The sequence below is a fragment of the Brevibacillus sp. M2.1A genome (assembly GCF_013284355.2).
Lineage (GTDB): Bacteria > Bacillota > Bacilli > Brevibacillales > Brevibacillaceae > Brevibacillus.
Map to the genome: position 1 here is coordinate 353324 of NZ_JABSUY020000001.1, position 24270 is coordinate 377593.

The following is a 24270-nucleotide window of genomic DNA, read 5'->3' on the forward strand; positions in this document are numbered from 1 at the left end:
CAGTACCTCTCCCTTTTCTTTTCTCAATTGGTCGTAACCGCTAGATTTTTTCCGGTTTCTGCATCAAACACGTTCATCTGGGCTGGATCAAAACGAACATGCATGGTTTCGCCTCTTTTGCAGTGCCATTGCCCGTTCCATTTGGCCTTCCACAGCTTGTCTCCCACGGTGAATTCCACAATGGTCTCAGAACCGAGTATCTCTACTCCCTGTACAGTGACAGGGAACTGGCAGGAAACATCGACAGATTGCCCTTCAAGGGCGGGCTGCAATGACTCTGGACGCAGACCGAGAACGACCGGGGTCTGGTCCTTGATACCGTGAAACATTGGAAGCGGCAAAAAATGCTGACCTTCCAACTCAATCCCTGCCTGATCTCCTGCCCGCCAAATGGTAGGTACCGTATTCATCGGGGGTGCCCCCGTAAACTCCGCCACGAATAAATTCGCTGGATGGTTGTACACGTCGAGCGGTTTTCCAACTTGCTGAACCTCTCCGTCGCGCAGGACCATCATGCGGTCTGCCATCGTCATCGCTTCCACCTGATCGTGTGTAACGTAAATCATCGTGATACCCAGCTCTTGCTGCAAGCGACGGATTTCCGTACGCATGTGCCCGCGCAGCTTGGCATCCAGATTGGATAACGGCTCGTCCATCAGGCAGATAGGGTGCTGACTGACGATAGCCCGTCCGAGTGCAACGCGCTGTCGTTGTCCCCCGGATAATTCCTTCGGCTTGCGTTGCAAAAGATGCGCGATGCCCAGCATCTCTGCTACACACTCCAACCGCTTGCTCTGCTCCGCTTTGTCTACCTTTCGAACCTGCAAACCAAACAAAATATTATCCTTTACCGTCAAATGCGGATAAAGTGCGTAATTTTGAAACACCATGGAGATGTTTCGCCCGCTCGGAGGGACTTGGTTCATCGGCTTGCCGCCAATCAACAGCTCTCCCGTGCTGATCTCCTCCAGCCCGGCAATCATGCGCAGTGTGGTTGATTTCCCACAACCAGAAGGTCCTACCAGCACGAAAAATTCTCCTGGCAGAATACGAGCGCTCACTTCATTGACTACCTTCTGGCCCCCATACATCTTGGAAATGCGCCGCAATTCCACTTCAGCCACGACTTTCCCCCCTGAAATTTCTCGCTGTTTTTTCACGTATCCCTCGACTATACCAATTGCTTACTGAGGTAATATTTGGCTATTGTAAAGTTTTTGTGCGTAGTCGGTAATAATCCCGCCGACTCCCGCCTCGGTTGCCCGCTTCATATCTGCTTCCTCGTTAACGGTATACACGGTCAGAATGATTCCCCGATGCTTGGCGAAACGGATCAGCTCTGGCGTGACAATCTGATGGTTGATAAAGTATTGAGCATTCAGTTGTACCGCGTCTGTTATCTGCTTTTCGGCATACTGTTCCAGCTGTTCCTTTGGCTTGGTCCCGCTCAAGGTAAAGCCCAGTCCCAATTCTGGATTGAGCTTGGCGAGACGCTCCAACACTTCTGAGCTAAAGCTGCTGACAATCACATCTTCCACCATGTCGTGCTCCTTGATGACCTTCGCCATTTCCTTTTCGTACCCGATCCCCTTTGCTTCCAAAATGACCACCGCTTTGCCCTTGGCCGCTTCCAACAATTCATCCATGGTAGGAATGACAGCATCGGTAATCTCAGGCTGATACCAGGAAGGATTTGCCGGGTCGAGCTTGTTCGCGTTCAATTCGCGCAGTTCCTTTAGCGTGAAATCCTTTACCTTCCCTGTCCCGTTAGTGGTACGCTCCAGATCAAAATCGTGGATCAGGACAAGGTGGCCATCCTTTGTTTTGTGGACGTCTGTCTCAATGATTTCTACACCCAGCTCCATTGCTTCTTCAAAGGCGTACATCGTGTTTTCCGGCTTTAAGGAAGGGATACCTCGATGCGCCATGACCATCGGAGGCTGCGTGATGCTTTTCTCTGGGTACGCAGCGAGCAGCTCATGTACCTCTTTTGGATCGTGTGAGACAACTCCCGCCACCCCCATCTCGATCATTTCGCTCGCTTGGCTCTTGTTCGCCCGATCAATTCCCCACACGGACAACCCGCGATTGCGGAAGTAGCGAATGACCTCCTCCGTCATCGCAGTTTGCGAGAGAACGATCACATTGGAACGACTGCTTCTGGCCGAGCGTACGAGCTCTTTTTGTTTCTTTTCGTTCAGCTTGCCGTCGACATACACGAGGGCACCACGGTATTCATTGTTTTTTTCTCGCATCTCTTGAACGATTTCCGGTCGGGAAGACACAATGTGCACATCAGTGAGGTTCTCTTCCTGGAGCAGGCGATCGACCTCCGCTACCAGTTTCTTGTCCTCGATATGAATCACCGGAATCGCTTTGCCCTTGATCTCGTTCAGCACCTCGTCCAGAGGAGTGCCGTCTTGTGTGACGACTCCGTTCTTCCCGGATTTTTTCACCGGAATAAAAACGGAAGACACCTCTGCTTCCAGAATCGCATCGATCTCGGACTTCTTGTCGTACATGGCAATCACCGTCGGCGGAAGCACAATTCCCGTCTTAGGCTCAGGGACAATCAGTACGTCGTCTTTCAGATCAGAGACCGGAATCTTGTCTTTTTGTGCATTCGGACCAAACAACAGCTCACCAGGGGTCGGCTTGGGCTGATCGACAAAATCTTTGGATGCATCATTTGTATCCTTTTCCGTCAGGCGTTCCATTGAATGCCCCCCAGCGACTCCCGGATGAGAGGTGACTCCCGGAACCTTCGCATCCATATAAGCCATTGAATCCACCACATTGTACTCAGTGTCCATCAGAATGACGTGGTCGCCGCCATTGGCTAAATAAATGCTGCCTGTCGCCCAATCTGTCGGCAACAGTTCAGGGACGTCCTCCATGGAATCGAACAATTCAAAATCGGGCGTGACGCCATGGCGTTCCACGATCCCGTCGGCATAGCGGGAAATAACAATCGTCTGGTAAGGCTCAATCATGGTGCCTTCCGGAAACGCATGCATCCCTTCATTTCCTCCACGCTTTTCCTCATCGCCGATCATATATCCACTCAAATCAATCGGGTCGTTGGAGATATTGGTGATTTCGATAAATTCGCCTGTGCTTTCATCAAAAAGGGGATCATTGACAACTTCGGTGATGAGCAAGGTTTTGCTCACCGCGCTTTGCGCCATCACAGGCGCAATACTGCCTGTCACCAGACTTGCTGCCATTAGTGACCACAACCACTTTTTGCTGCTCTTTCCCAACTCCATCTCCCATGCCTCCTCGTTTTCCTACTCGACTTGCACCATGGCTTCCATCGTCGGAAGGATGTAATCTGGCTGAATCTCTGTGGCTTCCAGCTCGCGACTGGTCGTCACACCTGTCATGACCAGCGCCGTTTTCATGCCGCTGTTTTTCCCCAATAAAATGTCTGTTTCCAAACGGTCACCCACCATGACGCATTTTTCGGGCTGTACTTGAAGCTGTTGAAAAACCTGCTCGGCGTAGTACCGGGACGGCTTGCCAGTCATCGCCCAGACAGAGGCCCCACCAGCCGTTTCAATCGCTCTCGCCAACGCCCACGTATCAGGAATGGCACCCCCTGGCACCGGACACACCGGATCGGGGTTCGCTACGATCAGGTGCGCTCCCTTTCGCACAGCGTCAGCAGCCTGTTGCAGCTTTTCATACGTAAATCCACGGTCCATTCCAACCAATACATGCGTAGCTTCCTCCGCATCTTGCACCTGCTTTATATGAAAGCTCGCAATCTCTTCCTCCAAGGCGGGCTCCCCAACGATCAGGACACGCGCTTGCTCCGCATATTCTTGAAGATACAATCCCGCTGCATAGGCAGCCGTCATGATTTCTTCCCGCCGGGCAGTCAATCCGAGATTCTGGAGGCGAGTTTGACAAGCTGTTCTTGTCTGTACCGTCGTATTGGTCAAAAACATGATTTTCTTCTGCTTCTCCCGCAGCTCGGCAAGTGTCTTTTCCACTCCAGGAAGCAGTTCATTCCCGAGAAAAATCGTTCCATCCAAATCAAAAAAATACGCATCGTACCTATCTGTATCTAGCAAATCCCTTACTCGCTCCTTTCATTCGAAAACACAAAAAGCCCTCATACACGGCAATAGCACAAAGAAACAAACCGATCGAACGGTCTTCTTCAAATCTATTGCTGTATGAGGGCTTTCTCCACGTCTCGACCCACTTACAGACGTTATTCATTTGGGTGATAGCTCGATCATAACAGGTCATTGTTAAGGGATTGTTGAGCTACTTTTGGTTTTATGTGAACAACTCCAAAACTAACCAAGTGATTGTTGCCAAAAAAAGATTGCAAACTGTCTAAGAAAGAGTAAAATTCTTTGTGGATGATAATGATATTCATTATCGAAATATAATCATATAATTATACACTCATATCATATGAAGGGATGTCTTTTCATGATTCAAAAATGGAGTTATCCACTCGCCGCAGTTGTTCTCGGCTCATCCTTACTCGCTGCTTGCGGAAACGCACAAACACAAACTGAAGAGAAAAAACCGGAAGCTACGCAGCCTGACAAGCCTGCCGCTGCTGATCAGTCCGCGACAGCGAGCACTGCTCCTGCTACTTCTCCTGAGCTGCAAGCCTCTATTGATCAATACCGAAAATGGGTCGTTGACCAAACTGACCAATTCGTAAAGGCAACAGAAGGCTTCACCACCGCTGTCAAAGCAGGCGATATGGAGAAAGCGAAAAAGGAATATGCTCCAGCCCGTGCTTACTTTGAGAAAATCGAGCCTATCGCTGAATCTCTCGGAGACTTTGATCCGTGGATCGATGCCCGCGAAGGCGATGTGCCTGATAACGAATGGCGCGGCTATCACAAATTGGAGAAAGCACTCTGGGAAACCAAATCGGTTGCTGACCAAGGAAAAGTGGCAGATCAACTGCTGCAAGATGTGAAGCAGCTCCGCGTGAAGGTTGAGAGCGTCGAAATTGATGTACCTATGCTAGTAACGGGTGCGGTTGAACTCTTGAACGAGGTATCGACGAGCAAGGTGACTGGTGAGGAAGAACGCTATTCCCACACGGATTTGTATGACTTTGCTGCAAACGTGGAAGGCGCTCACGAAATTTATAAAGTATTGAAGCCTGCTGTTACGGCAAAAGACTCTGCTCTTGCAAGTGAAATTGAAACTCGCTTTGCTGATTTGGACAAAGCCCTCGCACCGTACCGCAAAGGCGACGGCTATGTGCTGTACACCGAATTGAAAGAAGACCAAGTGAAAAAGCTGAGTCAGTCCCTCGATGCATTGGCTGAGCCATTGTCCAAAATGGGTAAGATCGTAGGAGGCTAACAAGATGAATGACAAGCATCTCGCAAACACCACAGCGAACAAAATCACACGTCGAGAGGCTCTGAAGTTGGCTGGGGTCGGAGGGATTGGACTGCTGTTGGGGGCGACTGGGGTCAATACCCTTTTACCCTCCTCTCCCAAAAATGAACAGACAAGTACCACTCCGACCCGTGCAGATGAGGTCATTCCCTTTTATGGCAAGCATCAGTCCGGGATCATTACACCTATGCAGGATTTTATCTGCATGGGTGCTTTTGATTTGACGACGACCTCGCTAGGGGATGTCCGCAGCTTGTTTCAAAGCTGGACGCAGGCAGCAGCACGCATGACTGCCGGCAAAAACGTCGATGAGGAGAGCGATCACGCCCTTCTTCCTCCTGTCGACACGGGAGAAGCCATGGGCCTGCGCCCAATGAAATTGACGATCACATTTGGGCTTGGCGCTTCTTTCTTCGATGAGCGCTTTGGTCTTGCATCCAAACGCCCAGCTCCATTGGTCGATTTACCTCGCTTCAACAGCGATGAAATGCGAAAGGAATGGTCGGGTGGCGATATTGTCGTGCAGGTCTGTGCCAACGATCCACAGGTCGCCTTCCATGCCCTCCGGAACTTGGCTCGGATCGCTCGAGGAAAAGCTGTCCTCCACTGGCTGCAGGAAGGCTTCCAGCGTACCAGTGCATCCGACCCGACTGGCTCCACGCCACGGAATCTGATGGGCTTCAAGGATGGCACGAACAATCCGCAGGTGAACGATCCCGCTATTGCAAATGAAGTCGTCTGGGCTAACACTGCTGAAAGTCCCGCGTGGATGGCAGGCGGAAGCTACATGGTCATGCGTCGAATCCGCATGCGGATCGAGGTCTGGGATCGCTCCTCCCTCACCGATCAGGAGAATACATTTGGTCGTCACCGTTTAACCGGGGCTCCTCTTGGCAAAGCAAATGAGTTTGACGAGCTGGAGCTGGATCGAAAGGATGCCAAGGGCAAACCCGTTATTCCTGTCGATTCCCATGTCGCCCTGGCCCATATGGACGGCAAGGTGAAAATTTTGCGTCGCGGTTACTCTTATTCGAGTGGAATGGATCTCAAGACTGGTCAGCTCGATGCTGGGCTGTTGTTCATTTGCTTCAATCGTGATCCGCGCAAGCAATTCATACCGATGCAACAAAAGCTCGCATCTGTCGACCTGCTCAATGAATATATCACCCATGTTGGCAGTGGTTTGTACGCCTGTCTACCTGGTGCAAGTGAGGGCGGATACATCGGGGACACGCTATTTTAACCAACTACCTGGGATGGAGTGAACACCTTGAAACGCTATCTGTTTATCCTTTGTACATGCATGCTGCTATGGACATCTGCTCTGTCTGCCGCTGTAGCCGCGCCGTTGGTGCCAGAGCAGCTCAAGCAAATGATCGCCCTCTCCAGCGATGCCTTGATTAGCAGTGGAGATAACAACTGGGAAGAAGCAGCTAAAGCACTCAGCAGCATGAAGAGCATCTGGGAGGGCAATTCGGAAGAAACCTCTGCAGATGCCCAAGCGCTGACGCAAGCAATCGCGGAAGCAGAGCAAGCCCTTGCCCAAGCGAAGGCGAATCCTGACACCGCAAAAGCAGCTATCTCCAGTCTGGCAAAAGCGACGGATCGTTACGTCTCGTCCAAAGAAGAAGGCGGTCAGCCAAAAGAACGGGCACACAAGCAAATTGCGGCATTGCTACCGCTCTTGCAAAACAGCATGACAGCCATCACGGAAGGCGATCTGCCGAAAGCCAAGCAGTCGTACAACAGCTTCGTCACCGGCTGGTACAAGGCAGAGGGTCTTGTTCGAGCGGAAAATGCCGCCGTCTACGGTGATATGGAAATCAAAATCAGCGGTGCGCGCATTGCCCTAAACACAGAACCACCCGATCCTAAAAAGAGCGCAGAGAAGGTACAGGCACTCATTACTGCGGTAAACAATTATTTGTCAGGAAAGGCAGTCCAACAGGCCGCTGCGAATCCTTCTTCCGAGCAGCCCACGATCTCGTCTCTACTGGTACTCCTTGCATCGGTAGAAACAGATATCGCCAATCAGGATGCAACTGCTGCTTCGGACAAAATGGAGACCTTTATCATCTCTTGGCCCTCTGTAGAAGGCGTAGTCATGACCAAATCGCCTGCTACCTACAGCAGCATTGAAGCCAAGATGGTCGCCATCCCGACACTCATCCTGTCCAATCCCCCGCAATGGGAAAAGGCAGCGGCTCATCTTGCAGAAATGAAGACAGAGCTTTCGCCATTTGCGACGGCATCCTCGTACACCGCCTGGGATGCGGGACTCATCTTGTTCCGTGAAGGACTGGAGGCTATCTTGATCATCGTCTCCTTGCTTACTGTCCTGAACAAGTCAGGCAATGCCGACAAGCGCAAATGGATCTGGTCTGGGTCATTTGCCGGGATCGTGGTTTCCGCTATTCTTGCCGTCATCCTCAGTGTCGTTTTCTCCAACCTCTCCACAGGCAACTCGCGAGAAACGATTGAGGGAGTAACCGGACTGATTGCCGTCTTCTTTATGGTGACGATCGGTGCGTGGTTGCATAAGAAGTCCAATTTGCAGGCATGGAATCAGTTTGTCGAGAAATCTATCGGCTCTTCTTTGGCAAAAGGAGCTCTGTGGTCACTCTCATTCACCGCCTTTCTCGCTGTCGCCCGCGAAGGGGCAGAAACGATTATCTTTTATATGGGGATGGCCGCTACGATCTCCATGTCAGACCTGGCGATCGGCATTTTGAGCGCGCTTGTCGTCTTGGCCGTAATTGGCTTTGTCATCATCAAGCTCAGTGCACGCATACCCGTGCGTCCGTTCTTTTTTGTAGCCAGTCTATTGCTCTACTACATGGCATTTAAATTCGTCGGCGTCAGCATCCACGCTTTGCAGGTAACGGGAAGCTTATCTGCACACAGCAGCGATTACTTGTTGTACGCACCGACGCTTGGCATTTACGCGAGCTGGGAAACAACGATCCCGCAATTGATCATACTCGTGATCGTACTCTTCAATTTGTTCCTGTATTCTCGAAAAAAAGCTGCCACTCCGATTCCGCGGGTGAACTAAATAAAGAGATACCCTGAAAAACGCAGCTCCATCACGAGGGCTGCGTTTTCTTGTAACCCCCGATATTATTCTTGGCAATCATTCTTTCTCGCAAGTTCACATTTTTTCTGTTATCGTTAAATTTTTATGGGGGAAGTTGTGTTACCATATTACAGGTGTAACCTTCTTTTTACATTTTCCGTCATTAGAAGGTACGATTCGATAATAGGATAGGAGTTAGATATGGGGGCAACATCAAATTCTGTTAAAGTTGACGTCAAAACAACGCCACGCGTTCGACAAAATATGGTCTACCTATTAGTGAAGCAGCTTCGTCCACATCAATGGACGAAAAACTTGCTCGTCTTTGCTGCCTTGCTATTTTCCTTGCACAAAGTAAGTCCGGATGTCATTGGAAAGTCAGTGCTGGCCTTCCTGCTGTTTTGTTTTGTATCCGGCTGCGTCTACATCCTCAATGATTTTGTCGATATCAAAAATGACCGAAATCACCCGGAAAAACAGTTCCGGCCCATGGCTTCTGGGGCATTGCCACCAGCGCTCGCATTAGCATTTGGTGTGTTTTTGCTTCTGGGTTCCCTGTTTAGTGCTTATTACTTTGACCGATTATTCGCGCTCGTGCTGCTGGTCTACTTTGTACTCAACGTCGCTTACTCGCTGAAGCTGAAGCATGTGGTCATTCTGGACGTCATGATTATCTCAGCCGGCTTTGTTTTGCGTGCCATCGGCGGAAGTCTGATGATCCAAACGCCGTTCACGCCGTGGTTTTTACTCTGTACGATGCTGCTCGCGCTGTTTTTGGCCATCAGCAAACGTCGCCACGAGCTGATTTTGTTACAGCAGGATAAAGGAACGCATCGCAAAGTGCTCGACAGTTATTCGTCCGAGTTATTGAATCAGTTGAATACGATTGTGACGACCATGACAATCATCAGCTATTCCTTGTTCACTTTTACCTCAGGACGCACGATTCACTTGATGTGGACCATTCCGCTCGTGATCTTTGGTATTTTCCGTTACCTGTATTTGATCACTGTCGCAGGCCAGGGCGGCAGTCCGGAAAAAGTTTTGTTGCAGGACAAGCCGATTCTCATTACGGTGTCCCTGTATGTCGTCATGGTAGCCGGGATTATTTACATGTTTGAATTTAAATAAGGAAGTTACTTGCACAGATAGGTTGTGGATCAGACTATGCCATCAATTGTTCTCATCATCGTTTCCGTGATCCTCAGTGCGTGTGGACAAGTCGCGATGAAGATGGGCGCATCCTCGCTCACCAGCAACAATGACATGCTGCTACTGAAGTTCCTGCACTATTTCACGAACCTGCCGATTATGGTGGGACTTGCGCTTTACGGACTTTCTGCGTTTATCTGGATTGCTGCGCTGGAAAAGGTGCAGCTTTCCTATGCTTATCCCATGGCAGCACTTGGATACGTGTTGGTAGCTGTGCTATCCTTCTTGATCTTCAACGAACCGTTGTCCCTTACACGCATTGCCGGTCTGGCGATTATCGTCGTGGGCGTCGTCGTCATATCTCAGTCGTAATCATCACGTAGAGGAGTTTTCTCATGTTATATGCAGCAGCGCCGTTTATCGGCTGGCTCGTGTCTGGAATAACCAAATTTTTGATCAATTACCTCCGTTTTGGGTCTCGTGCCAAAGAAATGGTCGGGAACGGCGGGTTTCCCAGCACGCACACAACCGTTATGGTGACCACTGTGTTTCTGATTGGTTTGCAGGAGGGCTTTACTCATCCGGCATTCGGGCTGGGCGTGGCTGTGACGTTTATTGTGATCATCGATGCGACTGGATTGCGCAGAGCGGTAGGAAAACATGCAGAGGCACTCAACAAGCTCGCAAAGGAACATCCGGACGTGTTTCCCACCAAGCCTTTGCGCGAAAGCATGGGACATACCAGATGGGAAATTGCCGGGGGTCTGGTACTCGGGGTACTGCTTGCTACCGTATTGCATCTGCTGGCAGCGAACCTCCCTAACCTCATTGGCTAGTAGATTCGTAGACAGGAGATTATGTTCATGAATAACCGTACAGCTACGTACTCGTTCCTGCTCGGGACGGCTTTGCTATTGTTTATGGCTACGATTGTGCTTAGCACATCGGTTTTATTTTTGTTCGGCGTATCCGTGACGGCCGCCAGCTTTTGGATTGGCCTCGTTGCCGCTTTGGCTGCATTGGGAGGAATGGTGTCGGTCTTCGTAAGTTCACGTCGCCGGGCCTGGTTTTTCTCCCTGTTGGCTGGACTGGTGATTGTTTCAGGCATCGGCTACTTCATCAGCGCCAATACGTTTGATCTCTCTTTTGACGGACAAACGTATCATCAAGAAGCAATCGTGAAGATAACCAACGGCTGGAACCCAGTTCATGACCAGCCCATCCTCAAGCCTCCTGGTTCAAAAGAAGTGGAGGAGATGGACAATAAAGAGATTCTCTCGGCCTTTCACCTGTGGATCAATCATTACGCCAAAGGTCCTTGGATGCTTGATGCGGTCATGTATAAACTTACTGGTCAGATTGAGGTTAGCAAAATATTTAACCTGTTGTTGATTGCATCGTCCTTTTTCCTGACCCTCGCTGCCATCCGAACCGCCTTCCCGAAGAGAAAAGGGGCGGCGATTGCCTTCGCGCTGCTCGCAGCGTTCAATCCTACTGTGATTACGCAATCGACTTCCTTCTATATTGACGGACAGCTTGGTTCACTCGTGCTTATCATCTGCGCTCTTGGCTATCTGCTGTATAAGCGATACCATGCCTGGACGCTACTGGCACTATGCGCAGCGCTCATGCTGCTGGCCCAGATCAAATTCACGGCATTGGGGTATGCCGGACTGCTCGGCTTGGCTATTCTCGTGCTCTTCTTTTTCTACGATCGCCGTCAGCACTTCAAAAGCATGCTCGTGTGGCTTTCAATTAGTCTGGTTATCACCGTAGGGGTTGTCGGGTACAATCCGTATGTCACCAACACGCTAACGAAGGGACATCCGTTTTATCCGTTGGCGGGCAAAGGCGCCGTTGATATCATGACCTCGAATAGCCCGCATGGCTTCAAAGACAATTCCAGCATAGAAAATCTGGCTATCTCCTTATTTTCCAAATCGGAGAACATCGCAACACCCCATAGCCCTACATGGAAAGTGCCATTTACAGTCACATGGAAAGAGCTCGCCGTGTTCTACTCTCCTGACGTGCGTGTAGCCGGATTCGGACCGCTTTTCGGAGGAGCTGTGATTGTCACATGCCTGATTCTCGTCGCCTTGCTTTTGGGGACTCATCGTAAAAAGGCGGCACCTTTCTTGTGGATCAGTCTGGTGCTCTTCGTGACCGTGCTGATTAATCCGGAAAGCTGGTGGGCGCGCTATGTTCCGCAACTTTGGCTGATTCCACTCTTGATTGCGCTGGCAGTCTGGGATATTCAGAAGGGCTTTTTCCGCTATGCGGGCAGGGTTCTGGTCGTCATTTTACTCGCCAATATGGTAATGGTAAATGCTTCTCATATCATTGGACAGTCTGGCGCCAATGCATTAGTGAAAAAGCAGCTAGAAGAAATCAAAGCAAGCAACAAAACGCTGGTCGTAGACTTCCACCATTTCAATGCGGTGAAAGTACGTCTGCAAGAAGCTGGCATTCCTTTCGTCGAGCAAAAGCTGGATAAAGGCGAAAAGGTCAAAGGCTTTGTTGGTGCAAGAGCTGTTTACCTGATGAAGTAATCATAAAAAACGAGCGAACTCCTGTGAGTTGCGCTCGTTTTTTATAGGTGGATTAGTTTTGGATCTTGTCAGTCAGGTCGTCGATGTGGGACAACGGCTGATTTACTTGTTGCAGAGCCTGAATGACTTGAGTTTGGGTGTTATTTATTTGTTGCTGGAGCATTTGGAGTTGCATCGCTGCAGATGGATCGGGGTTTTGCAGCATTTGTGTGAATCGCGCCAACTGTTGCTCACAGAAGTCGAATTGCTAAGCGACAGTGTTTTGAAGCAGTTCGGAAAAATTGGTTCATGCTTTGCATCTAATTAACACCCAACCAAGAAAATGGTTTGGGCTGAAAAATTATCGTACTTGGGTTGACAATTCATCACGTGATTTAGTAACTAGGCGAGTAATTTTTATAGATTCAAGAACAAATTCGTAGTAAAATTCCCCGAATTCCTCCAAGTGTTGTTCAACAGCAACGAATTTATTTAAGAAGAAAAAAGAGTTGATCATGGCAAGATAAGCACTAACCTTTAACTCTGTGTCAACTGTTTCGAGTGCAAGTCCAGACTCACATAATTCAATGCACTGATTATACTTCAGGGTGTTATAAGCATGGAGCGTATTCTGAAAAAATAGGTAGTTTTTTTCCTGAGGTCCAAAAAGTCAGTATAGTGAAAAATCTCTTCGCCCGTTCGAAATGTTTCTTCTAGCCTTTTGAGATCATTTCGTTCGATTCTAATAAAGCTTTGGCAATGTATTTGGGCTCTCCACCCTGTCGAGCGTAGTTTTTTGCGATGGCCTTGTAGAGTGGTAGCAATATTTCGTTTTTTGTTACAGTCATAGCAGTGTAATTACTGAATTGATAGAGTTATTCCAACACTCTATCAATTCAGTAATTCCGAAATTGAAGAATTTTCAAGGATACTTTGTACAGTAATGAATAATACTTACGCTGAATGATCTCTTGAAGAATCTCAAATAAAGTGTGGCTTCTATGTTCACGGTCTATATATTTGGATAATTACTTCAAACGTATACCCCAAAACCGATTCTAATGCTTTCACTGTTTTAAATGCAGCGTGTTCTGTGTTCCCACTCTCTAATTTTTGGAGTACACCCCTACTGACACCAGTTCTGGCCTCCAACTTAGCGAAAGAGAGGTTGCTATTTCTTCGGCATTCACACACAGCATATCTCCAATTGATTTTTTCTGTACGTGTATCCTTCCGATTACATAAAACCCAAATTTTGAATTTAATCGAGTAGGAATATAACAAATGATTCAACACTGTTCAACAATAACAAACAAGTTTCGATCTTGTTTGTAAAGTTATGTAGAAATTTGCAAGATATATAAAGTTAAATTTTTCCTAATTGTTTGATATATTAAAAACAGAGAGGATGATACTATTCAGGATAGGGAGAGTGGATGAATGGGTAGAAGTTAGCAATAAATTCTTTTTATAATTTCCCAAAATTCCCGTAACAACTCCATGAGGTTTTCACGCAGGAACCTTACCAATAACAGTTTGAAATCATCATTAGTGATAAAGGGGTATCATGACATTACTATCAGGATAAAGAAGCATGGAAGCAGATTTCGGGTTTGCTTTGAAAAATTTTAAAATAAGGGGACAATACAAAATGAATAAAAAATTATTCAGTTTATTGGCTACGCTATTTATGTTATCTATGCTCTCTAATGTTGCATATGCGGAAACTGACTTTAACTTAACCAGTGGTTCAGAGGGCTCAATGAAAAAATACTATGCTAACAATACTCCTTTTATCTCCGATCTTAGTGTGGACCACGAGATATATGAATATGAAGTTAGAAACACCAGCAATCTCAACTCTCGTGAGTTAGTAAATGTGTTGTACAGAGGAAACGGTGGGGCCGATGTACATGCTAGGGTTTTACATATGTTCGATAGAAATTACCTTCGATACCATGGCTTTACTTGCTATTATGGTAATAGTAATTCATGTCAACCTGATTATATACAACCAACAAATGTTGTTATATCACCGGGGAATCAATATGATGTAGTTGAACATTGGTTTGGGGCATTCAATTCCTCAGAGTCAATTAGGTACAATGATTACGGAGGCGGTATGCATTATGAATACTTAAAACCAAGATCCAGTTATAATTGGAATGAATTCCCAGGTAAAACTCATACAAAAGTTATTGCTGGTGGTAATGAAGAAAGATCGCTAAGAAGTATTTTTTGGTCAAGGGGCACAGTAACGCTTAATCCTTGAGTGCTGATTTTTCCTAATAGATAATGCATGAGTTAATTTTCATCAGTTCCAAACACCAAAGTTTCAAGATACGAGAAAAGGAGTACTTCCCCAAATCTAAAACTTAAAAGATTGGCTGACTACTATGCCCATTATATAACAAGTTGATATACAAAATTTATTTGAGTTGGAACCTCCCCAACGTTTCGAAGCGATTTTTCTCACTCTTGATATCGAGCCTATTTTTTACTCCATTTCCAATCTAGCTAGAATGTAATTTTCTCGTTTTGCATATATAAACTTTTAAGGAGGAGTACGCAGTGAAGAAAAATGTTTTTTTAGGATTAGCAGTTGTTGTCTTAATAGGGGGACTAATTTCTGGGGGCAGTAATACAAAAGCCGAAAATGAATCACAAACTTTGGCTATTCAAGAACCAGAAATTATTGTAGGTATTCCTGTAACGGTAGTCGATAAAAACAGACAAGGGGTTTATGTTGGTTTGACAGGACTTACTGTTCCACTATCTGATGAAGTTTATGAGATTCTGGAAGAAATAAATAAGTTCGGTGGTCTTCAAGAATCAACGAAGATAATTGATATTAAAGATGATGCCGGTAATGTAGTATTAAAAATACCCGCAGAATTAGAAAGTGAACTAAAAGATAAGGGATCAGAATTAATATTAAAGCATAACACGAGTGTGCAGGAATATATGGGGGCAAAAAATATTTCTGGAAAATTCCATCTTAACCTTAATCAAGAGTGGCCGTTACAAGAAAATAGTATAGATAAATTTTAACAAAGAAAAGAAGGCGAAAAATCGCCTTCTTTTCTTTCAGAGGGGGATTTCTATAATGAAAACCGGCTTAATTTCAAGTCTGGTTACGTCGGCTTTGATCCTATTGTATGCATTCTATCAAAATAGCATATTAAAAACGTTCGTATTTTATGAGTTTCTTGTTGGTGTGATAGGATTCGTGTTGTCCGGGGTTATTTTTAGTTCGTATTTAGGGCTCGACCGTAAGCGCATGTCTAATGCTGATTCTCCAAAAGTTTTTGGAGAAAATCATATTAATAAAGAAGCATTGAGAAATGAAAATGATAAAGTAAAAAATATGTCTATCGTGTTTTTCTTTTTTAGCCTGATTTGCTTTTTTATTTCATTGGTGACTTATCTCATATCGACGTTGTTTTTATAGATAATCAGATGTCTCTTTGAGAAGATATGTAAATGTCAATCGAAATGTTGACTGCGTGCTCATCAAAAAATTGACCACCAGGACAAAATGAATTCACCAGTTAGGTGGGTAACTTTTCAATTATTTAGCTCAAGAATAACGTTGACGTGCTAATTTCCCGTTTCACTATATTACTGGGGCATTGACGGTCGTCTTGCCGCGAAGAGCTAACGCCTTTAAAGTATTATTCGCGCTTCCGTCCCCTAGGGAAACGGGGCTGTCCCAAACGTCATTAAAATGACTGTGGGATAGTCCTCTTTTTTCAAGAAAAACAATAAAGTAATAGCCTCTTTTTAATAAAATGGAAATACCACCCACCATTTTCGAAAAGGTCGATTGCTCTGTATATTCAATATAACATGGATCAGCTTTGGTTGCCGATGAACCTTGAAGCGTGGATTCCACCTCATCATACCCTAAGGATTATCAATGATGTCGTAGAACGTTTGGACGATGCCATCTTCAATGTTGCGTATGCTTATCCAGGAGACAGGGACAGCTATCATCCGAAGATGATGACAAAAGTACCCATCTACGCCTACTCGCAAAAAATATATCCGTCTTGTCAAATCGCTAAGGCCCTATCCGACAACATCTGGCTTGCTGCTCGGCAACAACCTGTTTTCGTACGATCAATCGGTTTCATTCCGAACGAATGAAAAATGTGCTGGACGCGTACGGTTTACCTTTTGAAATAAAACATATATGGGGCGTCTCTAAGTCAGGAAATCGACTTTTGAGACAGCCCTTTTTTATTTCTAGGTGTGTAGTGGACGAGACACCAGCTTGCACAAATGTAAAAATTTTCATAATGATCATTGGAAAACCATGGTAAAATTTACTTGTACTGATTATCCAGAAGGGAGTGTGCATCATGCCTGTTGAAACATTCAAAGCAACTGCACATCTACAGAAGGGAATGGTTGTGAAGGCCAGTTCGAGAGATTTCGAAATAACCATCGATGAACCGAAAAGCTTGGGAGGTACGGATACCGGCATGAACCCGGTTGAACTGGTACTCTCCGCATTAGGCGCCTGCCAATCTATCGTTGCCAAAGTATATGCCAGGAAGTTTAACGTTCAGCTCGACGATTTTTGGGTGGAAGTTGAAGGCGATCTCGATACAGATGGCTTCATGAACAAATCTGATGTCCGACGCGGGTATTCCGAGATTCGATACACCTTTCATATCAAAACCGATGCTCCTAGAGAGCAAGTAGAGTCTTTCGTGGAATTTTTGGAACAGACATGCCCCGTAGGAGATACGATTGCCAATCCTGTTACGCTTAAGCTAAACGGAATAGTTATTGAAAAACCGAGTGAGATAAAGGCGAATGATTAAAATAAGGCTCCCATCTGGGAGCCTTTGTCGTCTTTTTGATATTTACATAAACACAAAGTAAATAACCGCTGCCAGCACCAAACGATAAATCGCAAAAGGTGTCAGCTTGATGCGGTTAATCAGCTTCAAGAAGAAACGGATCGACAGAAGCGCAAACACAAACGCACTAATAAAACCAACGACGAAAAATGGAATGCTGTCCATTGTAATCGCATCCCAACGTTTCAACAGCGACAAAAAGCTAGCGCCCGCCATGATCGGCACAGCCATAATAAACGTGAAGTCTGCCGCCGCCCGATGGCTCATGCCCAACAGTACGCCCCCGGAGATTGTGGAACCCGAACGGGAAAAGCCAGGCCACAGGGAGAAACATTGAATAAGTCCGACCAGAAATGCCTGCTTGTACGTAATTTGGTCAACCGACTCAATCTTGGGACGTCTTGGTCGGAACCAATCCGCAGCCAACATGAGCAAAGCGCCCAGCACCAGACCGATTACCACGGTCTTCGTCGAGAACAAATACTCATCGATGTAGTCGTCAAACAGAACACCCAGAATCCCCGCAGGAATCAAACCGACAATGACCGTAGCCAAATTCAGTCGAGGTCCTGCCTGAACCTCACGCTTACCCGCCAGTCTGTTGAGGCCGAGCAAGCTCATGAACCGATCCCACATCAAAACCACGACAGCCAAAATCGAGCCGAGCTGAATGACAATTTTGAAGGTGTTGGCCACTTCAGGTGAAAACAAATCTTTCGTTTGGAACAAAAAGTCATCCACGATGATCATGTGACCCGTAGAGGAAACCGGAGCAAACTCAGTCAAACCTTCTACTAGCCCCAGCACAATCGCAACAAAAGCTTCCCAGAGACCCAAAAATTCCACGCTCCTATGAATGAAGTCCAAAATCAATATGTAGCAGCCGCCCTGTAAAAGAGCAGACTACCGCTTCTAGCATTATAACGTTCATCTCCGGTACAAAGTTACATCGTGATCGAAAAACATTCTAGTAAATTCCGGATGGATGGGATGTCCCCACAGTGATAGCCATCTTGCTTTTCTTGATTTATATCAACTCTGCAAGATGTGAATCAAGAGCTGCGTAGGCCGAAGCGTAGACTGGAAATTCGCTTCTTCCCTCCACCACAGCCCCTCATCGATTCACATATTGCAACGTCCCTTCCCCCATGTCACCGAGTCGCCAAAGCGCGATTCTCTCAATACCCGCTTTCTTTGCGACCGCAACCCATTGAGACAGTGTCTCTTCATCCGCATACCAAACCGTGTGCTTTTGACCGTCCTCACCCATATAGTTGAAGTACAAACTGCCGCTCGCTTCATCTCGCTTGGGTGGCTCGATACTTGACACAGCAAGGTCATCTGCCTGCTTTTCTGTCACTGCCGTCACTTTTCCATCACTAGCCCAGTCAAACCCGCCTACAGATAGGGCCATGACCTTGTCACCCGGCACTTTTTGCATGCGATGGGCAAGCTCCTCGATAAATGCATGATCAGCTTTGGGACCTGGCTCTGTATTCGTACCGTACAAATTATAAGCCATCATGACGTAAGTAGGGCCCTTTGGCAATGCCAACTCTTCAATCGGCGCGCGCGGCTCCAATACGATGCGAAGCGACTTTCCCTCCTTCTCCATATGCTGATACAAGGTATGGATAAAAGTAAGGAAGTTGTCCCAGTCTTTCTCGTCAATTCTCTCATAATCGATTTCTAAACCATGAAAGCCATTCTGGATCACGGCATTCTTGATCTCCATAATATGCTTGGTACGGCTTGCATCTGTCGCCATGAGACGGCTGACAATCGACGGGTCCTTTTGAACCTGCGTACCATCACTGTTAAGGCGATCATTCACAATGGTCAAATCTAGGTCGACATAGCTACCCTGCTTCGATGCTTCCTTGATCTCAGGCATCGCCTTGATCATGCGGTCAGTAAAATGCAGCTTGTCATTTTCATCAAAATACGCCGCGAAAACCTGCAAACTGGACAAGCCATCCGTCATCCTGCGGAAATCCTCCAAACCGGATTCCCACTGCCAGTCTACCACCCAAGCGGACAATTCCGTCGTGTTGTTAGCCGCATCTACACTCTCCAAGCTTTCGGTATCGTTCCATTTCATCATGTACCATACGAGGATGACACACACTACTATCAGAAGAGCAGTCAAAATGATCGATCGTTTCTTGATGTTTGACACCTTGCACGGAGCCCCCTTGTTTCGGATTTAAAAGGTGTCGATGACCCAGTCCATTGCGACAGAAATAGCTTTCTTGATCGAACTGACGACTCCTGCAAGTCCTGTCTGCACATTGCTGAACAGCATCTGCTGCTCATCATTTGGTTGCTCTAAGGACGCAATCTGTACGTCCGCAAACACCCCGTCATAAATGTCATCCTTTTTGTTCACTTCACTATAGGCCGCTTCCAATGCAACTCCACCGTTGCTAACGCTTGGGTCGATCTGTTGCTTGTCCAAGAGCGTTGTCTTATCCACGGAAACACTGAGACGGTCCCCTTGAACAGTCATTTCGAATGAACGCGTATTTTTAATGTTGATCGGGTATTTTTCCAGCTCGGGAGCACCAGACTCACCTTGTTCTCTCGTATAAACAGAGGCACGGTCGAAGGTCAAATCCTCAGGATTCCAAATCACTTGGCTCAATTCCGTCTTGAAAAGCTCCTGTACCTCGCCTTTTTCCTTCTTCTGCTCGACGCGCAGCTCATTATCATGCAGGACGACCCGTACATAGCTGTCTTTTTCCCGATCATAGCGCAAATAAATAGATTGCTTACCGATTACATTCCCTTCCAGCTTGGCAGAAAGCTTGATATCCTTCTGGCTGTCGCTGTTTTTTAAATATAACATGCCAGAGCCAGCAGCTGGAGAGGTCAAGACGATCTGATCCTCCATAAATTGCGCAGCGCCACCGAGACGATCCCACTCTTTCGCTTGCTCTTCATCACCGCGAACGAAGCGAATCTTTTCGTCAGTGTCTTTTTGGATGCGCATCAACAAATGATTCGTGTACCAATAAGGCTCTGGCTGCACGCGAGTCAGGTTGTACAGATTGCTCTTGTTGTCGTTGTAGGCGGTTCCTTCCCGGTTAAAGTGCATCGTAAAATACTTTTTGATATTCGCGTCGTTCGCATCCGCTACCAAGCGATTCATCCCGCCATACAGGGTGTTCGCATGCATGATCATATAGGCACCCGGGACAAAGCCCAATTGATCCATATATGTATCATTCATCAGCTTGTAGTCTTCGTTGATTCTCGCTTCCATCCTGCTTCTGTCTTCCATCGGGATCATATTGCTGTCACGAATAAAGTCCATCAAGTAATGATTATAGTAGCCTACCTTTGTTTTATTCGATAATTCACTCTCATCCTTCACCCCGATGAAATTGCCCTGATCATCAAATACATTGATATACGTCAGTCGATAACCGTTGGAACCGAGCTCCCAGTAGCCGTTTTCCATCATTTTTTTCATGTCTTCCGGCTGCAGGAATTTGTTCTCGCTGTTTCCCATCTTATTGCCGTATGACAATGCCGTCGCTTTGAAGTTGTACTTCTCCAAAAGCGGCTGGGCAAACAAGCTCGAATCGTTGCGGCCATCTTCAAAGGCTAGGAACAGGGCCTTGTCAGGAAGTGGCTTCTTTTTCTTGTAAAAATCCAAGATATCTTGTTGCGAGATCGTTTGATACCCCTGGTCATACAACGCCTGCAGCTGCTCGTCCAATTGCTTCTTGGCTACTAATTTCGGTGTCCCCGTACGACCCACGCCAAAATAGGAGATGGCGATAAAGCCTTTGTCATTCGTCCAGCTCGCTTTATTCGGCTCCTCGTACTTCTTCCAATCAAAGGCGGCATTATATAACATGACACCCAGGACGACCAAGATAGCGACCTGGATCAGCGTCTTGATGAATTTATTGCGATCTTTTTTCCGATAGTCCAAGACATCGCTCGTCGTTTTCCCCATAGCTCCTGACACCTTCACTCCCTTTGGCTTTCCCTCTTAAAATGGCAGGCCAAAGCCTTTTTTGTTCTTTTTTCGGGCTTCTTTTTTCAATCTCGCTTCGACGTCCTGCGGTGTTTCTCGCGTACCCCAAGTAGATTTCCAGAATGTCACCCAAGCCACAGGCATCTGCCACAACAGCACCAGCTCATAAAACACACAAAAGACAATCCCGAAAACCCATAGCTTGCTTCTACGGAAAAACAGATGGGCCAAACTCATTAAGAGCGCCATCAACAGCAAGCCCATTAAAAACGTGCCCGGGAAAATGTGATGAACGAGCGGGACGTATACGAGGTTGTACAGGACGATGACAGGAGCAGCGATAGGAACAATCAGACCAATGTAAAAGAAGATCGCCATAAAAGGCTCCTTGCGCCAAATAAAGCCGCTGGCACGCAAAGATTCCCTCAACCACGAACGCTTCCAGCGCATCTGCTGCTTCAAAAATACGTTCATATCTGACGGCACAATCGTCGAGCAAATCGCAGAATCCTGATAGCCCGTCCGATGTGTTCGCAAAATAAAGTTGGTCATGCTTCGGTCATCGCCAAAAGTGGCTGGCTGCCCGAGAAACTTCTGATTCAGCCATGCCTCAGAATGCTGCAAAATCAATTCCTTACGATAGCAAGACAACGGCCCAGACAAGCAAGTGACACTGTCAAACCAGGACTCAGCCGCTTTCATGATGCGAAAGGCAATGTAGTAACGAACGGTTTGCAGCTTGGTGATTGAGTTGGTGAACTTATTTTCCACATCCGTACGCCCTGCGACACCACCCATTTTCGGGTCTTGGAAAGGCTGTACGAGGTTGCGAATCGCAGTCGGTTCCAAAAAGCTGTCTGAATCAACGAAGACAACCAAATCGTGCTTGGCCATTTCCACACCTTTTACCAAAGCGACCCGTTTCCCGCCGTTTTCCGGAAGAATGTGCATCCTCACGCGCTCGCGGGTCATATAGCGCTCGGCCTCGTTATGAATCATATCGATGACCTTTTGAATCTCTTCTGCGGATCGGTCTGTCGAGCGGTCGTCTACCACGATGACCTCCAGCTTATCAATCGGGTAGTTCTGATTGACACAACTCAAAATCGTCCGGTGAATCCACTGCTCTTCATTAAAACACGGGATAATAATGCTCACGCCCGGTGTATAGTCCGGATTGACGGGAACCCCCCGATAAAGAGCACCGAATAAATACCGTGTCAGCAAAAAGGCCGCGGCAATCAAGCTGTACAAATACAAGTACATGTTGTATTTGAAATAAATCACACTCTCCGCGCGCATGAGCACGATAAACGCCGCAGCGAAAAACAAGAAAGTACTTGCAATATAAATGGCGTATCCCCAGCGTTTTTTGCGTAAATAGTCAGTCAGCGGTTTGGAAAACTCGAAGGCGAGCATGAACTTCTGACGCCCGTCCTCCTCCTGGGTAAACGAGCGAACAACCGTTGCATCCAGCTTCACCGTTGACTCATAGCCTTCTGGCATTGTACCTGGCGGGATTGTGCAATGGATCATAAACACTTGTCCCACCTGGATGTCTACCATCTCCGAATCTAGTTCCACTAATAGACCAGTCGAAGAAATATCGACGGCTCTGGCCTTGATTCCATCCTTGATCCGCTGTTTCTTGGTCAACAGCGTCACCGGGAAATCCGCCATATAGCGCAGACTCAGCATCCGAATGCGATTCAGGTATTCCGGGTCCTCCAGCTTTCCTGGCTCATTCGTATCTTTAGCACCGCGGCGATCCACTTGGACACGAATTTTCTCCGGGTCTGGCACATTCGATAACACGCGCCTCTCTGTTTTGGAAACCGTCAGTACTTCTTCGATTTTCTCTTTCTTTTTCGGCTTTATTTTCTCTATCAACCGTTTCATCACTGCCGCTCTCTCCCCTCCACTGCCTACAAGCTCCAGTAATGAAATCCACTGTTTACAAAGTCAGCTTTGGAATAAATCTCTTTTATATCGATCATGATTTTTGCTTCATTCTTACCGTACATTGCGGCAAAATCAGCGACTTCCATCTGGGCAAAGGGAGCATGCGGTACCGCTACAACCACTATGTCCAAGTCGTGGAGAGCCCCCATCTCTGACATCTCGATGCCGTATTCCTCGTATGCCTCCCGAGGATTCACCATCGGGTCTACGACCAACGGATTTATGCCGTATTCTTTCAATTCCTCAATAATATCCGTCACCTTGGTATTTCTGATATCTGCGCAGTCTTCTTTGTATGACAGACCTAATATACCGATCCGTACATTTTGAAGATCGAGCTTTGAGCGAACAGCCATCTTAATGATTTGTTGGGCGACATATTTCCCCATGCCATCATTGATGTGTCTAGCTGCCAAAATAATGCGGGAGCGATAGCCGCTGTCTTCTGCTTTGTACGTTAAATAGTACGGGTCGATACCGATGCAATGCCCGCCAACCAAGCCCGGTGAAAAAGGGAGGAAGTTCCACTTAGTTCCTGCCGCTTTCAATACTGCTTTCGTCGGAATATCCATCTGGTTGAACAGCATCGCCAGCTCATTCATAAACGCAATATTGACATCCCGCTGAGCATTTTCAATGACTTTTGCCGCTTCCGCTACCTTGATGCTTTCTGCTCGATAAACGCCTGCCTTGATCACGAGCTCGTAGACGCTTGCTACGATTCCCAGTGTTTCTTCATCCATCCCCGATACGATCTTGACGATGTTTTCCAGACGATTTACCTTGTCTCCCGGGTTGATGCGTTCAGGTGAATAGCCGATCTTGAAGTCTATACCACAACGCAAGCCCGATTCCGCCTCCAGAATCGGCAAGCAAACATCTTCGGTTGCCCCAGGATAAACAGTCGATTCAAATACGACGATTGCCCCTTTTCTCAACTGTCTGCCCACCATGCGGGACGCGCTTTCTACATATTTCAGGTCTGGAACATTGCCGCTTTTGACCGGAGTAGGCACGGCCACGATAAAAAATCGCGCTTCCTGCAATCTATTTTCATCTGAAGTGAATTCAATAGCAGCGTCACTCGTCAGCCCCTGTTCCACGTCCACATCATGAAAGTTTCCCTTTTGATAGGCTGCTACTTTCTCTTCGTTTACATCGAATCCAATCACAGAAGAACGTTTTGACAGTGCCATCGCAATCGGCAAGCCTACGTACCCAAGACCGACGACAGCAATTTTTTCCTTCCTCTCCACAATCCCTTCGTACAAATTCATAAGCTGGTCCCTCTCCCTGTTCTGT

General features: G+C 47.0%; 22 protein-coding genes and 1 pseudogene. 13 read left to right on the forward strand and 10 right to left on the reverse strand.

Annotated elements, in window-relative coordinates; all coding sequences use genetic code 11:
- Positions 1-23: 23 nt before the first annotated feature.
- Genes HP567_RS01560 through HP567_RS01570 form a run of 3 tightly spaced genes read right to left on the reverse strand, consistent with a single transcriptional unit; the run spans position 24 to position 4079 of the window.
- Positions 24-1124 (reverse strand): ABC transporter ATP-binding protein, encoded by a 1101-nt coding sequence (locus HP567_RS01560; protein WP_173611783.1) that lies wholly within the window; start codon positions 1122-1124, stop codon positions 24-26.
- A 60-nt stretch (positions 1125-1184) separates the two neighbouring features.
- On the reverse strand, positions 1185-3269 hold the full coding sequence (locus HP567_RS01565) for a glycerophosphodiester phosphodiesterase family protein (RefSeq protein ID WP_173611782.1): 2085 nt from the start codon (positions 3267-3269) through the stop codon (positions 1185-1187).
- Between the two features lie 21 nt (positions 3270-3290).
- Positions 3291-4079 (reverse strand): HAD-IIA family hydrolase, encoded by a 789-nt coding sequence (locus HP567_RS01570; protein ID WP_173611781.1) that lies wholly within the window; start codon positions 4077-4079, stop codon positions 3291-3293.
- Positions 4080-4449: 370 nt separating this feature from the next.
- Between HP567_RS01570 and efeO the strand changes: the two genes are divergently transcribed.
- From efeO to HP567_RS01610, 8 genes are all read left to right on the forward strand, one after another.
- On the forward strand, positions 4450-5349 hold the full coding sequence (gene efeO / locus HP567_RS01575) for an iron uptake system protein EfeO (protein WP_173611780.1): 900 nt from the start codon (positions 4450-4452) through the stop codon (positions 5347-5349).
- Positions 5350-5353: 4 nt separating this feature from the next.
- Positions 5354-6631: an iron uptake transporter deferrochelatase/peroxidase subunit gene (gene efeB / locus HP567_RS01580; RefSeq protein ID WP_173611779.1), complete on the forward strand. Its 1278-nt coding sequence runs from the start codon at positions 5354-5356 to the stop codon at positions 6629-6631.
- 27 nt (positions 6632-6658) lie between these two features.
- Positions 6659-8443: an FTR1 family iron permease gene (locus tag HP567_RS01585; protein ID WP_173611778.1), complete on the forward strand. Its 1785-nt coding sequence runs from the start codon at positions 6659-6661 to the stop codon at positions 8441-8443.
- Between the two features lie 222 nt (positions 8444-8665).
- Positions 8666-9595, forward strand: a complete 930-nt coding sequence (locus tag HP567_RS01590) for a decaprenyl-phosphate phosphoribosyltransferase (protein ID WP_173611777.1) — start codon at positions 8666-8668, stop codon at positions 9593-9595.
- A 36-nt stretch (positions 9596-9631) separates the two neighbouring features.
- A complete protein-coding gene (locus HP567_RS01595) occupies positions 9632-9988 on the forward strand; it encodes an SMR family transporter (protein WP_173611776.1) in 357 nt (118 codons plus the stop codon).
- A 23-nt stretch (positions 9989-10011) separates the two neighbouring features.
- Positions 10012-10452 carry a divergent PAP2 family protein gene (locus HP567_RS01600; RefSeq protein ID WP_173611775.1) on the forward strand — a complete coding sequence of 147 codons (441 nt, stop codon included), beginning with the start codon at positions 10012-10014 and terminating at the stop codon, positions 10450-10452.
- Between the two features lie 27 nt (positions 10453-10479).
- Positions 10480-12168, forward strand: coding sequence for a hypothetical protein (locus tag HP567_RS01605; RefSeq protein WP_173611774.1), 1689 nt, complete (start codon positions 10480-10482; stop codon positions 12166-12168).
- A gap of 58 nt (positions 12169-12226) precedes the next feature.
- Positions 12227-12475, forward strand: coding sequence for a hypothetical protein (locus HP567_RS01610; RefSeq protein WP_137031700.1), 249 nt, complete (start codon positions 12227-12229; stop codon positions 12473-12475).
- A 677-nt stretch (positions 12476-13152) separates the two neighbouring features.
- On the opposite strand, the gene HP567_RS29925 is transcribed toward HP567_RS01610, so the two are convergent.
- Complete coding sequence (locus HP567_RS29925; RefSeq protein ID WP_370647946.1) at positions 13153-13443, reverse strand: helix-turn-helix domain-containing protein; 291 nt, start codon at positions 13441-13443, stop codon at positions 13153-13155.
- A 298-nt stretch (positions 13444-13741) separates the two neighbouring features.
- Here HP567_RS29925 and HP567_RS01620 point away from each other — a divergent pair, with 298 nt between their 5' ends.
- The 3 genes from HP567_RS01620 to HP567_RS01630 all read left to right on the forward strand — a co-directional run bounded on the left by HP567_RS01620 (position 13742) and on the right by HP567_RS01630 (position 15598).
- On the forward strand, positions 13742-14419 hold the full coding sequence (locus tag HP567_RS01620; protein WP_137031699.1) for a hypothetical protein: 678 nt from the start codon (positions 13742-13744) through the stop codon (positions 14417-14419).
- A gap of 299 nt (positions 14420-14718) precedes the next feature.
- On the forward strand, positions 14719-15198 hold the full coding sequence (locus HP567_RS01625) for a hypothetical protein (protein ID WP_173611773.1): 480 nt from the start codon (positions 14719-14721) through the stop codon (positions 15196-15198).
- Between the two features lie 55 nt (positions 15199-15253).
- Positions 15254-15598, forward strand: a complete 345-nt coding sequence (locus HP567_RS01630) for a hypothetical protein (protein ID WP_137031697.1) — start codon at positions 15254-15256, stop codon at positions 15596-15598.
- Between the two features lie 165 nt (positions 15599-15763).
- On the opposite strand, the gene HP567_RS01635 is transcribed toward HP567_RS01630, so the two are convergent.
- Complete coding sequence (locus HP567_RS01635) at positions 15764-16042, reverse strand: hypothetical protein (protein WP_173611772.1); 279 nt, start codon at positions 16040-16042, stop codon at positions 15764-15766.
- Between HP567_RS01635 and HP567_RS30095 the strand changes: the two are divergent.
- Positions 15979-16310, forward strand: a pseudogene (locus tag HP567_RS30095) (transposase); the annotation flags it as partial. The gene HP567_RS01635 and the pseudogene HP567_RS30095 sit on opposite strands and share 64 nt — an antisense overlap.
- A gap of 201 nt (positions 16311-16511) precedes the next feature.
- On the forward strand, positions 16512-16979 hold the full coding sequence (locus HP567_RS01640) for an OsmC family protein (protein WP_173611771.1): 468 nt from the start codon (positions 16512-16514) through the stop codon (positions 16977-16979).
- Positions 16980-17021: 42 nt separating this feature from the next.
- On the opposite strand, the gene HP567_RS01645 is transcribed toward HP567_RS01640, so the two are convergent.
- The 5 genes from HP567_RS01645 to HP567_RS01665 form a co-directional block, all read right to left on the reverse strand.
- Complete coding sequence (locus HP567_RS01645) at positions 17022-17855, reverse strand: undecaprenyl-diphosphate phosphatase (RefSeq protein WP_173611770.1); 834 nt, start codon at positions 17853-17855, stop codon at positions 17022-17024.
- Positions 17856-18132: 277 nt separating this feature from the next.
- Positions 18133-19197, reverse strand: coding sequence for a glycosyl hydrolase family 18 protein (locus HP567_RS01650; RefSeq protein ID WP_173611769.1), 1065 nt, complete (start codon positions 19195-19197; stop codon positions 18133-18135).
- A 27-nt stretch (positions 19198-19224) separates the two neighbouring features.
- Positions 19225-20985, reverse strand: a complete 1761-nt coding sequence (locus HP567_RS01655) for a polysaccharide deacetylase family protein (protein WP_173611768.1) — start codon at positions 20983-20985, stop codon at positions 19225-19227.
- 36 nt (positions 20986-21021) lie between these two features.
- The gene (locus HP567_RS01660) at positions 21022-22905 is read right to left on the reverse strand and encodes a glycosyltransferase (RefSeq protein WP_173611767.1); all 1884 of its coding nucleotides are present in this window, start codon (positions 22903-22905) and stop codon (positions 21022-21024) included.
- Between the two features lie 26 nt (positions 22906-22931).
- On the reverse strand, positions 22932-24245 hold the full coding sequence (locus tag HP567_RS01665; RefSeq protein WP_173611766.1) for a nucleotide sugar dehydrogenase: 1314 nt from the start codon (positions 24243-24245) through the stop codon (positions 22932-22934).
- Positions 24246-24270: the final 25 nt, after the last annotated feature.

Excerpts from the sequence above, each read along its gene's own strand:
- HP567_RS01565 (WP_173611782.1), bottom strand. The coding sequence starts at position 3,269 with ATGGAGTTGGGAAAGAGCAGCAAAAAGTGGTTGTGGTCACTAATGGCA.
- efeO (WP_173611780.1), top strand. The coding sequence starts at position 4,450 with ATGATTCAAAAATGGAGTTATCCACTCGCCGCAGTTGTTCTCGGCTCA.
- efeB (WP_173611779.1), top strand. The coding sequence starts at position 5,354 with ATGAATGACAAGCATCTCGCAAACACCACAGCGAACAAAATCACACGT.
- HP567_RS01590 (WP_173611777.1), top strand. The coding sequence starts at position 8,666 with ATGGGGGCAACATCAAATTCTGTTAAAGTTGACGTCAAAACAACGCCA.
- HP567_RS01595 (WP_173611776.1), top strand. The coding sequence starts at position 9,632 with ATGCCATCAATTGTTCTCATCATCGTTTCCGTGATCCTCAGTGCGTGT.
- HP567_RS01600 (WP_173611775.1), top strand. The coding sequence starts at position 10,012 with ATGTTATATGCAGCAGCGCCGTTTATCGGCTGGCTCGTGTCTGGAATA.
- HP567_RS01605 (WP_173611774.1), top strand. The coding sequence starts at position 10,480 with ATGAATAACCGTACAGCTACGTACTCGTTCCTGCTCGGGACGGCTTTG.
- HP567_RS01620 (WP_137031699.1), top strand. The coding sequence starts at position 13,742 with ATGGAAGCAGATTTCGGGTTTGCTTTGAAAAATTTTAAAATAAGGGGA.
- HP567_RS01630 (WP_137031697.1), top strand. The coding sequence starts at position 15,254 with ATGAAAACCGGCTTAATTTCAAGTCTGGTTACGTCGGCTTTGATCCTA.
- HP567_RS01640 (WP_173611771.1), top strand. The coding sequence starts at position 16,512 with ATGCCTGTTGAAACATTCAAAGCAACTGCACATCTACAGAAGGGAATG.
- HP567_RS01655 (WP_173611768.1), bottom strand. The coding sequence starts at position 20,985 with ATGGGGAAAACGACGAGCGATGTCTTGGACTATCGGAAAAAAGATCGC.
- HP567_RS01660 (WP_173611767.1), bottom strand. The coding sequence starts at position 22,905 with ATGAAACGGTTGATAGAGAAAATAAAGCCGAAAAAGAAAGAGAAAATC.
- HP567_RS01665 (WP_173611766.1), bottom strand. The coding sequence starts at position 24,245 with ATGAATTTGTACGAAGGGATTGTGGAGAGGAAGGAAAAAATTGCTGTC.